Origin of the sequence: Streptomyces sp. NPDC088261, assembly GCF_044740805.1 — a bacterium.
GTDB lineage: Bacteria > Actinomycetota > Actinomycetes > Streptomycetales > Streptomycetaceae > Streptomyces.
In genome coordinates this window covers 305,612-316,761 of the sequence record NZ_JBIURL010000010.1, presented here as the reverse complement: position 1 = coordinate 316,761, position 11,150 = coordinate 305,612, and the positions used below count along the sequence as shown (strand labels likewise).

20 protein-coding genes and 2 pseudogenes are annotated in these 11,150 nt (G+C 66.3%); 20 read left to right on the top strand and 2 right to left on the bottom strand.

What is annotated here, in order from left to right; genetic code table 11:
• Positions 1 to 239 precede the first annotated feature (239 nt).
• Positions 240 to 617: pseudogene (locus ACIODU_RS21570) on the bottom strand (hypothetical protein); the annotation flags it as partial.
• Positions 618 to 767: 150 nt separating this feature from the next.
• Positions 768 to 1,103: pseudogene (locus ACIODU_RS21565) on the bottom strand (ATP-binding protein); the annotation flags it as partial.
• A 124-nt stretch (positions 1,104 to 1,227) separates the two neighbouring features.
• Between ACIODU_RS21565 and ACIODU_RS21560 the strand changes: the two are divergent.
• The 20 genes from ACIODU_RS21560 to rplR all read left to right on the top strand — a co-directional run bounded on the left by ACIODU_RS21560 (position 1,228) and on the right by rplR (position 11,129).
• Positions 1,228 to 2,079, top strand: a complete 852-nt coding sequence (locus ACIODU_RS21560) for a helix-turn-helix domain-containing protein (RefSeq protein WP_401769510.1) — start codon at positions 1,228 to 1,230, stop codon at positions 2,077 to 2,079.
• Positions 2,076 to 2,297 (top strand): DUF397 domain-containing protein, encoded by a 222-nt coding sequence (locus ACIODU_RS21555; protein WP_401769509.1) that lies wholly within the window; start codon positions 2,076 to 2,078, stop codon positions 2,295 to 2,297. Before ACIODU_RS21560 ends, ACIODU_RS21555 begins: the two co-directional genes overlap by 4 nt.
• Positions 2,298 to 2,719: 422 nt before the next feature.
• Complete coding sequence (rpsJ, locus tag ACIODU_RS21550; RefSeq protein ID WP_003948644.1) at positions 2,720 to 3,028, top strand: 30S ribosomal protein S10; 309 nt, start codon at positions 2,720 to 2,722, stop codon at positions 3,026 to 3,028.
• Between the two features lie 13 nt (positions 3,029 to 3,041).
• Positions 3,042 to 3,686, top strand: a complete 645-nt coding sequence (gene rplC, locus ACIODU_RS21545) for a 50S ribosomal protein L3 (RefSeq protein WP_167028596.1) — start codon at positions 3,042 to 3,044, stop codon at positions 3,684 to 3,686.
• 7 nt (positions 3,687 to 3,693) lie between these two features.
• On the top strand, positions 3,694 to 4,353 hold the full coding sequence (gene rplD / locus ACIODU_RS21540; protein ID WP_356433008.1) for a 50S ribosomal protein L4: 660 nt from the start codon (positions 3,694 to 3,696) through the stop codon (positions 4,351 to 4,353).
• Complete coding sequence (gene rplW / locus ACIODU_RS21535) at positions 4,353 to 4,670, top strand: 50S ribosomal protein L23 (RefSeq protein ID WP_161308664.1); 318 nt, start codon at positions 4,353 to 4,355, stop codon at positions 4,668 to 4,670. Before rplD ends, rplW begins: the two co-directional genes overlap by 1 nt.
• Positions 4,671 to 4,712: 42 nt before the next feature.
• On the top strand, positions 4,713 to 5,549 hold the full coding sequence (gene rplB, locus ACIODU_RS21530; protein WP_167028590.1) for a 50S ribosomal protein L2: 837 nt from the start codon (positions 4,713 to 4,715) through the stop codon (positions 5,547 to 5,549).
• Positions 5,550 to 5,561: 12 nt separating this feature from the next.
• Complete coding sequence (gene rpsS / locus ACIODU_RS21525) at positions 5,562 to 5,843, top strand: 30S ribosomal protein S19 (RefSeq protein WP_127356386.1); 282 nt, start codon at positions 5,562 to 5,564, stop codon at positions 5,841 to 5,843.
• A 42-nt stretch (positions 5,844 to 5,885) separates the two neighbouring features.
• Complete coding sequence (gene rplV, locus ACIODU_RS21520; RefSeq protein WP_161308667.1) at positions 5,886 to 6,233, top strand: 50S ribosomal protein L22; 348 nt, start codon at positions 5,886 to 5,888, stop codon at positions 6,231 to 6,233.
• Positions 6,233 to 7,096, top strand: coding sequence for a 30S ribosomal protein S3 (rpsC, locus tag ACIODU_RS21515; protein WP_327234980.1), 864 nt, complete (start codon positions 6,233 to 6,235; stop codon positions 7,094 to 7,096). The genes rplV and rpsC overlap by 1 nt, the downstream gene beginning before the upstream one ends.
• Before the next feature lie 5 nt (positions 7,097 to 7,101).
• Positions 7,102 to 7,521: a 50S ribosomal protein L16 gene (gene rplP, locus ACIODU_RS21510; RefSeq protein ID WP_014047785.1), complete on the top strand. Its 420-nt coding sequence runs from the start codon at positions 7,102 to 7,104 to the stop codon at positions 7,519 to 7,521.
• The gene (gene rpmC, locus ACIODU_RS21505; RefSeq protein WP_161311158.1) at positions 7,521 to 7,745 is read left to right on the top strand and encodes a 50S ribosomal protein L29; all 225 of its coding nucleotides are present in this window, start codon (positions 7,521 to 7,523) and stop codon (positions 7,743 to 7,745) included. The genes rplP and rpmC overlap by 1 nt, the downstream gene beginning before the upstream one ends.
• The gene (rpsQ, locus tag ACIODU_RS21500) at positions 7,745 to 8,035 is read left to right on the top strand and encodes a 30S ribosomal protein S17 (protein ID WP_161311156.1); all 291 of its coding nucleotides are present in this window, start codon (positions 7,745 to 7,747) and stop codon (positions 8,033 to 8,035) included. The genes rpmC and rpsQ overlap by 1 nt, the downstream gene beginning before the upstream one ends.
• 97 nt (positions 8,036 to 8,132) lie before the next feature.
• Positions 8,133 to 8,501, top strand: coding sequence for a 50S ribosomal protein L14 (gene rplN / locus ACIODU_RS21495; protein ID WP_161311155.1), 369 nt, complete (start codon positions 8,133 to 8,135; stop codon positions 8,499 to 8,501).
• A gap of 2 nt (positions 8,502 to 8,503) precedes the next feature.
• Positions 8,504 to 8,827 carry a 50S ribosomal protein L24 gene (gene rplX, locus ACIODU_RS21490; RefSeq protein ID WP_356433012.1) on the top strand — a complete coding sequence of 108 codons (324 nt, stop codon included), beginning with the start codon at positions 8,504 to 8,506 and terminating at the stop codon, positions 8,825 to 8,827.
• Positions 8,827 to 9,384 (top strand): 50S ribosomal protein L5, encoded by a 558-nt coding sequence (gene rplE / locus ACIODU_RS21485; protein WP_161311153.1) that lies wholly within the window; start codon positions 8,827 to 8,829, stop codon positions 9,382 to 9,384. Before rplX ends, rplE begins: the two co-directional genes overlap by 1 nt.
• Positions 9,385 to 9,386: 2 nt before the next feature.
• Complete coding sequence (locus ACIODU_RS21480; protein ID WP_161311152.1) at positions 9,387 to 9,572, top strand: type Z 30S ribosomal protein S14; 186 nt, start codon at positions 9,387 to 9,389, stop codon at positions 9,570 to 9,572.
• A 210-nt stretch (positions 9,573 to 9,782) separates the two neighbouring features.
• Positions 9,783 to 10,181 carry a 30S ribosomal protein S8 gene (rpsH, locus tag ACIODU_RS21475; protein WP_041985707.1) on the top strand — a complete coding sequence of 133 codons (399 nt, stop codon included), beginning with the start codon at positions 9,783 to 9,785 and terminating at the stop codon, positions 10,179 to 10,181.
• 22 nt (positions 10,182 to 10,203) lie between these two features.
• On the top strand, positions 10,204 to 10,743 hold the full coding sequence (gene rplF / locus ACIODU_RS21470; RefSeq protein ID WP_161311150.1) for a 50S ribosomal protein L6: 540 nt from the start codon (positions 10,204 to 10,206) through the stop codon (positions 10,741 to 10,743).
• A gap of 2 nt (positions 10,744 to 10,745) precedes the next feature.
• A complete protein-coding gene (rplR, locus tag ACIODU_RS21465) occupies positions 10,746 to 11,129 on the top strand; it encodes a 50S ribosomal protein L18 (protein WP_161311149.1) in 384 nt (127 codons plus the stop codon).
• Positions 11,130 to 11,150: the final 21 nt, after the last annotated feature.

Genomic DNA, 11,150 nt, shown 5'->3' with positions numbered 1-11,150 from the left:
CAGCCGCCGAACCAGCCCGCCACCGCCCCATTCAAGTGGTGCGCAAACCCACGCCGAGAGCCGCAGCCCGCGACGAAACCCCGGGAACAGACAAGCCCCTCGGGGGACCTTTCCCCGGGCCGCCCCCCTCTGCCTGCACTTGCGGGGCCGGGCCGGGGGTCAAGGGTGAAGCGCAGCGCAATCGGCGTAGCCGACGCGACGCAGGAGCGCCCTTGACGCCCGGACCGGACCCGCGACAATCAACACCAAGGGGCGGCCCCACGCCGACCAATACAAGACCGGGTGCCCCCGACTACCCCTCGGTCTGAACCCGCACTACCTGTCCGACCCCAACCCACCCCGAGTCGGTCCGTCGAGATCGGCCACTCACCGACCATGATCTCCTCGCCGTAGACGAAGTCCTTGCGGGTGACGTAGCGAGGGCCGTCCGGGGTCGGGTGGATGTCGGACAGCACCGCGCCGGTGCCCGTGCGCGGGTCGAAGATCACGTACATGGGGATTCCCGGCAGCGGGTAGTCCCGCACCTTGCCGACTTAGTCGTTGTCCGGGTTGGAGCGGGAGACGATCTCCACTGCGGCGAGAAGGCTCCGGGGGTCGAACGATCCCTCCACCTCCATGCCCTTCTCTGACGCGTGGCGTCGGGCGAAGGACTCCTCGTCCCAGTGCCTCGCGTCCTCCGGGTGGGAGAGTCGCGGCGTGAGGTCCAGCTCCGCCCAGACCGTTTTGCAGGGCGGGGGGCCCGTGATCGCTCCCCAGCGGGTGGACAGGGCGTTCACCAGGACCAGACCCCTGCCCCATTCCTCGTCCAGGGCCGCGTTGCGGGGGGTGGTGGGGAGGCGTTCCGGGCGGGTGTCCGTCACTTCGATACGGAGCGTGCCCGGGGCCGGCAGCGTCAGGACGATGCGGAAGTCCCTGCCCGGCGCGCGGCCGTGCGTCGCGGCGTTCGACGCCAGTTCCGCGATGACCTGGGCGGCGGCCTCGTGGGGGAGGCCCCAGGAGCGGATCTGCTCCGTGGCCAGCAGTCGTGCCAGCCGGGCGCCTCTGCGGGTCGAGGAGAGCTGGACGCTGAACTGATGGGTCAGGTTGCTGTTTTTGAGGTTCACGTCACACAGCGTGGTCGGGTGTGCGTAGGCTGAACAGTCACGATGACTGTACGGACGGTGACTGTCCCGTAGTTGTACGGATCTGTCCTCGTCGTCCTACGTGACCTGGTGGAGGTGCGGATCCTTGTACGCGAACGACGGGGCGGACGAGCCCGACTGGGAGCCCGATCTTGAAGACGACTCCAGCGCCGTGATCGAGGCGGTCGGCCGCCAGATCAAGCTATGGCGTACGGGCGTGGGGATGAGCCGCGCGGAGTTCGGCGCGGCGATCGGATACGGCGAGGCGCAGGTCTACAAGGTCGAGTCGGGGCAGCGGATCCCCAAGCCGGAGTTCCTGGACCGGGCGGATGACGTGCTGCGTGCCGAGGGCAAGATCGCCGCGATGAAGGAGGACGTGGCGGAGGCTCGGTATCCGAAGAAGGTTCGGGACCTGGCGAGGTTGGAGAACGAGACCGTTGAGCTGGGTGCCTACGGCAACCACAACATCCACGGCCTCTTGCAGACCGAGGAGTACGCGCGAGCACTGTTCGACGTACGACGGCCCGCGCTGTCCCCGGACGACCTGGACCGGTATGTGTCCGCGCGGCTCGCGCGACAGTCGATCTTCGCGCGCTCGCCGCTGGTTACGCTCACCTTCGTGCTGGAAGAAGTTACTCTGCTCCGGCCCATCGGTGGCAAAGCCGTTTTGCGGCGGCAGCTGGAACACCTGCTGGAGATGGGCCGGTTGCGGCACGTCGAGATTCAGGTGATGCCAACAGACCGTGAGGACCACGCCGGGATGGGCGGGCAACTTCAGTTGCTCAAGTTGAGGGACGGTTCTGCGGTGGGGTACTCCGAAGCTCAGCTCACCAGTCGCGTGGTTGTTGCCCCGAAAGAGGTGCACGTACTGGAGCTTCGGTATGGGATTATCCGATCCCAGGCTCTCAGCCCCCGGGGGTCGCTGAGCTTCATCGAGAAGGTGCTGGGAGAGACATGAACTGGATCAAGAGCAGCTACAGCACCAACGACGGCCCCGAGTGCGTCGAAGTCGCGTGGATCAAGAGCAGCTACAGCGGCAGCGACAACAACGACTGCGTCGAGGTCGCCGCCACCCCCGCCACCGTCCTCGTGCGGGACTCCAAGAACCCCGACGGGCCCCGGCTGGGCCTTGCTCCCGGGGCCTGGGTGGACTTCCTCGCGTACACCGCGCGCTAGGCGCGACCCGGGGGAGGGTTCGGGCGTCAGCCCGTGGGGTACCCTTTCCGGCCGCGATTGGCCAGGGTCGCGGGGCCTGTGGCACACTGTTCAGGTTGCTCGGTTGAGCGTCAATGCTGCGCGCCTCCCGCCGGGAGGACCGGAAGCGAGTCCCACAGTACTCGTCGTGCCAACTGCCTTTCGGGGCAGCGCTGGTGCGGACGTACGGGAATCTTCCGGGAAGTGTCAGTGGGACGCCTGCCAGGCGCCCGGTAGGTGTTGTGCCTCCGGCTCGCGGTCCTGGGCCCGCGCCCCCTTGGTTGGGATCTCCCTTTCGGGAGATTTTCGTAGAGGGGATGCGACACGCCCGACCGCGTGGGTCGGAGCAGGACGCTAACCCCCCGGGTTCCAGAGCGTGACGAGAGACAGGACTACTAGCAGCCATGGCGGGACAGAAGATCCGCATCCGGCTCAAGGCCTACGACCACGAGGTCATCGATTCCTCGGCGAAGAAGATCGTCGAGACGGTGACGCGTACTGGTGCGTCGGTCGCGGGCCCGGTGCCGCTGCCCACAGAGAAGAACGTGTACTGCGTCATCAAGTCGCCGCACAAGTACAAGGATTCTCGCGAGCACTTCGAGATGCGCACGCACAAGCGCCTGATCGACATTCTCGACCCGACGCCCAAGACCGTTGACTCGTTGATGCGCCTGGACCTTCCGGCCGGCGTTGACATCGAGATCAAGCTCTGAGAGGCGCGGAAGAATGGCAAAGCAGATCAAGGGTGTCCTGGGCGAGAAGCTCGGCATGACCCAGGTCTGGGACGAGAACAACCGTGTCGTCCCGGTGACCGTGGTCAAGGCCGGACCCTGCGTCGTTACCCAGGTCCGTACGAATGACTCCGACGGCTACGAGTCGGTCCAGATCGCCTTCGGCGAGATCGACCCGCGCAAGGTGAACAAGCCCCTCAAGGGCCACTTCGCCAAGGCCGACGTGACCCCGCGCCGCCACCTGGTGGAGCTCCGCACCTCCGACGCCGGCGAGTACACGCTCGGCCAGGAGGTCACCGCCTCCGTCTTCGAGTCCGGCGTCAAGGTCGACGTCACGGGCAAGAGCAAGGGCAAGGGCTTCGCCGGTGTCATGAAGCGTCACAACTTCAAGGGCCTCGGCGCCGGTCACGGCGTCCAGCGCAAGCACCGCTCGCCCGGCTCCATCGGTGGCTGCGCCACCCCCGGCCGTGTGTTCAAGGGCATGCGGATGGCCGGTCGCATGGGCAACGAGCGGGTCACCACACAGAACCTGACCGTCTATGCCGTTGACGCGGAGAAGGGCCTGCTCCTGATCAAGGGCGCGGTCCCCGGTCCGAACGGCGGCCTCGTCCTGGTCCGTACCGCGGCCAAGGGGGCCTGAGGTAACGATGAGCACTGTTGACATCCTTTCGCCGGCAGGTGACAAGGCCGGGACCGTCGAACTCCCCGCGGAGATCTTCGACGCCAAGGTCAGCATTCCGCTGATCCACCAGGTCGTAGTCGCCCAGCTGGCCGCTGCCCGCCAGGGCACGCACAAGACCAAGACACGCGGCGAGGTCCGTGGTGGTGGGCGCAAGCCGTACCGCCAGAAGGGCACCGGCCGCGCCCGTCAGGGCTCGACCCGCGCTCCGCAGTTCGTCGGCGGTGGCGTCGTCCACGGCCCGCAGCCGCGCGACTACTCGCAGCGGACGCCCAAGAAGATGAAGGCAGCCGCCCTGCGCGCCGCCCTCACCGACCGGGCGCGCCACTCGCGTATCCACGTCGTCTCCGGCCTGGTCGAGGACGCGATCTCCACCAAGGCCGCGAAGACCCTGCTGGGCAAGATCAGCGAGCGCAAGAACCTGCTCCTGGTCGCCGAGCGGAGCGACGAGGCCGCGTGGCTGTCCGCGCGCAACCTGCCCCAGGTACACATCCTGGCGCCGGGCCAGCTGAACACGTACGACGTGATCGTCTCCGACGACGTGGTCTTCACCAAGGCCGCCTTCGAGTCCTTCGTGTCTGGCCCTTCCAAGGCCGATGACAACGAGAACGAGGGGGCCGAAGCCTGATGGCCGAGATCACCAGCAAGACGTTCCACGACCACCGCGACATTCTTGTGAAGCCCGTGGTGTCGGAGAAGAGCTACGCGCTCCTCGACGAGAACAAGTACACGTTCATCGTGGCGCCCACCGCCAACAAGACCCAGATCAAGCAGGCCGTGGAAGCGGTCTTCTCGGTCAAGGTCGCCGGGGTCAACACGATCAACCGGCAGGGCAAGCGCAAGCGCACCCGCACCGGTTTCGGCAAGCGCGCGAACACGAAGCGCGCCATCGTGACCCTCGCTGAGGGCGACCGTATCGACATCTTCGGCGGCCCGGCCTCCTGAAACAGGGAGTCGAGTCGTCCGGAATCGGACGAGGACTGAGAAATGGGTATCCGCAAGTACAAGCCGACGACCCCGGGCCGTCGTGGCTCCAGCGTCGCCGACTTTGTCGAGATCACGCGGTCCACGCCGGAGAAGTCGCTGGTCCGCCCGCTGCACAGCAAGGGCGGCCGTAACAACGCCGGTCGTGTGACCGTTCGCCACCAGGGTGGTGGCCACAAGCGCGCCTACCGCGTGATCGACTTCCGTCGTCACGACAAGGACGGCGTGCCTGCCAAGGTCGCGCACATCGAGTACGACCCCAACCGCACCGCGCGCATCGCGCTGCTGCACTACGCGGACGGCGAGAAGCGCTACATCATCGCGCCGGCCAAGCTCAGCCAGGGTGACCGGGTCGAGAACGGCCCCGGGGCCGACATCAAGCCCGGCAACAACCTGCCGCTGCGCCACATCCCGGTCGGTACGACGATCCACGCGATCGAACTCCGTCCCGGTGGCGGCGCGAAGATCTCCCGCTCCGCGGGTGCTTCGGTGCAGCTGCTGGCGAAGGAGGGCACGATGGCCACCCTTCGCATGCCGTCCGGTGAAGTCCGCATGGTCGACGTCCGCTGCCGCGCCACGATCGGTGAGGTCGGCAACGCCGAGCAGTCGAACATCAACTGGGGCAAGGCCGGCCGTATGCGCTGGAAGGGCGTCCGCCCGACCGTCCGCGGTGTCGCGATGAACCCGGTCGACCACCCGCACGGTGGTGGTGAGGGCAAGACCTCCGGTGGACGTCACCCGGTCAGCCCGTGGGGTCAGAAGGAGGGTCGTACTCGCTCGCCGAAGAAGGCAAGCAGCAAGTACATCGTCCGCCGCCGCAAGTCGAACAAGAAGCGCTAGGAGCGGGTTTAGATGCCGCGCAGTCTCAAGAAGGGGCCCTTCGTCGACGACCACCTGATCAAGAAGGTGGACGTCCAGAACGAAGCAGGCACCAAGAACGTCATCAAGACCTGGTCCCGGCGCTCAATGATCATCCCGGCCATGCTGGGCCACACGATCGCGGTGCACAACGGCAAGATCCACGTCCCGGTGTTCGTCACCGAGTCGATGGTCGGCCACAAGCTCGGCGAGTTCTCGCCGACTCGCACCTTCCGCGGCCACGTCAAGGACGACCGGAAGTCGAAGCGCCGCTGACGCGGGGTGTAACCGACTATGACTTACACCGAAGGGACAACCATGGAAGCCAGGGCCCAGGCGCGGTACATCCGCGTCACGCCCATGAAGGCCCGCCGAGTGGTGGACCTCATCCGTGGCATGGATGCCACGGAGGCTCAGGCGGTCCTGCGTTTCGCCGCGCAGGCCGCGAGCGTGCCGGTCGGCAAGGTGCTCGACAGCGCCATTGCCAACGCCGCGCACAACTACGACCACCCGGACGCCTCTTCGCTGGTCATCAGCGAGGCGTATGTGGATGAGGGTCCGACCCTGAAGCGGTTCCGGCCGCGTGCCCAGGGCCGTGCCTACCGGATCCGCAAGCGGACCAGCCACATCACCGTGGTCGTCAGCAGCAAGGAAGGAACCCGGTAATGGGCCAGAAGGTTAACCCGCATGGGTTCCGGCTCGGCATCACCACGGACTTCAAGTCCCGGTGGTACGCCGACAAGCTGTACAAGGACTACGTCAAGGAAGACGTCGCCATTCGTCGCATGATGACGAAGGGCATGGAGCGGGCCGGCATCTCGAAGGTCGAGATCGAGCGCACCCGCGACCGCGTCCGCGTCGACATCCACACCGCGCGTCCGGGCATCGTCATCGGCCGCCGCGGCGCCGAGGCCGACCGTATCCGCGGCGAGCTGGAGAAGCTGACCGGCAAGCAGGTCCAGCTGAACATCCTCGAGGTCAAGAACCCCGAGGTGGACGCTCAGCTGGTGGCCCAGGCCGTCGCCGAGCAGCTGTCCTCGCGTGTCTCCTTCCGTCGCGCCATGCGCAAGAGCATGCAGTCGACGATGAAGGCCGGCGCCAAGGGCATCAAGATCCAGTGCGGTGGCCGTCTCGGCGGCGCCGAGATGTCCCGCTCGGAGTTCTACCGCGAGGGCCGTGTGCCCCTGCACACCCTCCGTGCGAACGTCGACTACGGCTTCTTCGAGGCCAAGACGACCTTCGGCCGCATCGGCGTGAAGGTCTGGATCTACAAGGGCGACGTCAAGAACATCGCCGAGGTGCGTGCCGAGAACGCCGCGGCCCGCGCGGGCAACCGCCCGGCCCGTGGTGGCGGCAACGACCGTCCCGCCGGCCGCGGTGGCGCCGGTGGCGGCCGTGGTGGCGAGCGCGGCGGCCGCGGTGGCCGCAAGCCGCAGCAGGCTCCCGGCGCGGAGGCCCCCAAGGCCGACGCGACCGCTGCTCCGGCCGCGGAGGCGACGCCCTCTTCTACCGGCGGAACGGAGGCCTGACCGACATGCTGATCCCCCGTAGGGTCAAGCACCGCAAGCAGCACCACCCGAAGCGCAGCGGTATGTCCAAGGGTGGCACGCAGGTTGCGTTCGGCGAGTACGGCATCCAGGCGCTGACCCCGGCATACGTGACGAACCGTCAGATCGAGGCCGCTCGTATCGCGATGACCCGCCACATCAAGCGTGGCGGCAAGGTCTGGATCAACATCTACCCGGACCGTCCGCTCACCAAGAAGCCCGCCGAGACCCGCATGGGTTCCGGTAAGGGTTCCCCCGAGTGGTGGATCGCGAACGTCAAGCCCGGTCGGGTGATGTTCGAGCTGTCCTACCCGAACGAGAAGATTGCGCGTGAGGCGCTTACCCGCGCAGCTCACAAGCTTCCGATGAAGTGCCGGATCGTTCGGCGCGAGGCAGGTGAGTCGTGATGGCGGCCGTTACCAAGGCGTCCGAGCTGCGCGAACTGGGCGACGAGGAGCTTGTCAACAAGCTTCGCGAAGCCAAGGAAGAGCTGTTCAATCTCCGCTTCCAGGCGGCGACGGGCCAGCTCGAGAACCACGGTCGGCTCAAGGCCGTCCGCAAGGACATCGCGCGGATCTACACCCTGATGCGTGAGCGCGAGCTGGGCATCGAGACGGTGGAGAGCGCCTGATGACTGAGAACAACGTGACCGAGAACACCCCGAGCACCGAGCGCGGATTCCGCAAGACCCGTGAGGGTCTGGTCGTCAGCGACAAGATGGACAAGACCGTCGTCGTCGCCGTCGAGGACCGCGTGAAGCACGCTCTGTACGGCAAGGTCATCCGCCGTACGAACAAGCTCAAGGCCCACGACGAGCAGAACGCCGCCGGCATCGGCGACCGCGTCCTCCTGATGGAGACCCGGCCGCTGTCCGCCACGAAGCGGTGGCGCATCATCGAGATCCTCGAGAAGGCCAAGTAATCCCTTCGAAGGCACACCTTCGAAGTAGTTCCGCCAGGCTCCGGGGGGCCGGAGAGATCCGCCCCCCGGGGAACCGGCAGACGATCAGGAGATACACGTGATCCAGCAGGAGTCGCGACTTCGTGTCGCCGACAACACGGGTGCGAAGGAAATTCTCACCATCCGTGTTCTCGGTGGCTCGGGCCGCCGCTACGCGGGCATCGGCGACGTCATCGTCGCCACCGTCAAGGACGCGATCCCCGGTGCGAACGTCAAGAAGGGTGACGTCGTCAAGGCGGTCATCGTTCGCACGGTCAAGGAGCGCCGCCGTCCGGACGGCTCGTACATCCGCTTCGACGAGAACGCCGCCGTCATCCTGAAGAACGACGGCGACCCTCGTGGCACCCGTATCTTCGGCCCGGTGGGCCGTGAGCTGCGCGAGAAGAAGTTCATGAAGATCATCTCGCTCGCGCCGGAGGTGCTGTAAGCATGAAGATCAAGAAGGGCGACCTGGTCCAGGTCATCACCGGTAAGGACAAGGGCAAGCAGGGGAAGGTCATTCAGGCCATCCCCACGCAGAACCGCGTCCTCGTCGAGGGTGTCAACCGGGTCAAGAAGCACACCAAGGCCGGTCAGACGGCTCGCGGTTCGCAGACCGGCGGCATCGTCACCACCGAAGCCCCCGTCCATGTCAGCAACGTTCAGCTGGTCGTGGAGAAGGACGGCAAGAAGGTCGTCACCCGCGTCGGCTACCGCTTTGACGACGAGGGCAAGAAGATCCGCGTTGCCAAGCGGACCGGTGAGGACATCTGATGACGACCACCACTGCACCCCGTCTGAAGCTGCGCTACCGCGAGGAGATCACGGGCAAGCTGCGTGAGGAGTTCTCGTACGAGAACGTCATGCAGATCCCCGGCCTCGTCAAGATCGTGGTCAACATGGGTGTGGGCGACGCCGCCCGCGACTCCAAGCTGATCGAGGGCGCCATCCGCGACCTCACCACGATCACGGGCCAGAAGCCGGCCGTCACCAAGGCCCGGAAGTCCATCGCGCAGTTCAAGCTGCGCGAGGGCCAGCCGATCGGCTGCCACGTCACCCTCCGCGGTGACCGCATGTGGGAGTTCCTGGACCGTACGCTGTCGCTCGCGCTGCCGCGTATCCGTGACTTCCGCGGTCTGTCGCCGAAGCAGTTCGACGGCCGTGGCAACTACACCTTCGGTCTCACGGAGCAGGTCATGTTCCACGAGATCGACCAGGACAAGATCGACCGGGTCCGGGGCATGGACATCACCGTGGTGACCACGGCGACCAACGACGACGAGGGTCGTGCCCTCCTTCGTCACCTCGGCTTCCCGTTCAAGGAGAACTGACCGTGGCGAAGAAGGCTTTGATCGAAAAGGCCGCCCGCAAGCCCAAGTTCGCGGTGCGCGGTTACACCCGCTGCCAGCGCTGCGGCCGGCCCCACTCCGTCTACCGCAAGTTCGGCCTGTGCCGTGTGTGCCTTCGTGAGATGGCCCACCGCGGCGAGCTGCCGGGCGTCACCAAGAGCTCCTGGTAGTCCTCTTCCGAGGACCGACCTGGAACTCTCGGTAAGTACCTGGTTGGCGGGAGCCCTCCCCCAGATGCCGTAGGCTTGTGGGGTTGGGCGCCCGCCGTCCATAACGACTTACTACGCCGTAGGTCCCCGCACCGCACCCGTCCCGGCTCTGATCGGGGAGAGGGATGGCGCATACAGGAAACCCCGGCGAGAGAGGCCGAAGGCCAATACATGACCATGACTGATCCCATCGCAGACATGCTCACGCGTCTGCGTAACGCGAACTCGGCGTACCACGACGATGTCGTGATGCCGCACAGCAAGATCAAGTCGCACATCGCGGAGATCCTCCAGCAGGAGGGCTTCATCACCGGCTGGAAGGTCGAGGACGCCGAGGTCGGCAAGAACCTCGTCCTGGAGCTGAAGTTCGGCCCGAACCGCGAGCGTTCGATCGCCGGCATCAAGCGCATCTCCAAGCCGGGTCTGCGTGTGTACGCGAAGTCCACCAGTCTGCCGAAGGTTCTCGGCGGCCTGGGCGTGGCGATCATCTCCACGTCCCACGGCCTCCTGACCGGCCAGCAGGCGAGCAAGAAGGGCGTAGGTGGGGAAGTCCTCGCCTACGTCTGGTAGTCGGGAACGGAGAGGAAAGCTCATGTCGCGAATCGGCAAGCTCCCCATCCAGGTTCCCGCCGGTGTGGACGTCACCATCGAAGGCCGCACGGTCAGCGTGAAGGGTCCCAAGGGCACCCTCTCGCACACCGTCGTCGCGCCGATCGAGGTCACCAAGGGCGAGGACGGCACCCTTCAGGTGCTGCGCCCCAACGACGAGCGTCAGAACAAGGCCTTCCACGGCCTGTCCCGCACGCTGGTGGCGAACATGATCACCGGCGTGACCCAGGGTTACGTCAAGGCGCTCGAGATCAGCGGTGTCGGTTACCGAGTCCAGGCGAAGGGCTCCAACCTGGAGTTCGCCCTGGGCTACAGCCACCCGATCCTCATCGAGGCCCCTGAGGGAATCACCTTCAAGGTGGAGACACCGACGAAGTTCTCCGTCGAAGGCATCGACAAGCAGAGGGTCGGCGAGGTCGCCGCCACAATCCGCAAGCTGCGGAAGCCCGACCCCTACAAGGCCAAGGGTGTCCGGTACGCGGGCGAGGTCATCCGCCGCAAGGTCGGAAAGGCTGGTAAGTAGCCATGGCATTCGGTGTGAAGATCGCCAAGGGCAAGGCCTACAAGGCCGCTGCCATCAAGCGCCGTCACATTCGCGTCCGCAAGAAGGTCTCGGGCACGCAGGAGCGCCCCCGCCTCGTTGTGACGCGTTCCAACCGCCACATGGTGGCTCAGGTCGTCGACGACATCGCGGGCCACACGCTCGCCTCGGCGTCGACTCTGGACACGTCGATCCGCGGGACCGACGGCGACAAGAGCGCCCAGGCCAAGCAGGTCGGGGCCCTGGTCGCCGAGCGTGCGAAGGCCGCCGGTATCGAGGCCGTCGTGTTCGACCGTGGTGGCAACCAGTACGCCGGGCGGATTGCCGCTCTGGCTGACGCCGCCCGCGAAGCCGGGCTGAAGTTCTGAGCCCCGGTTCCGGAGCTAGCG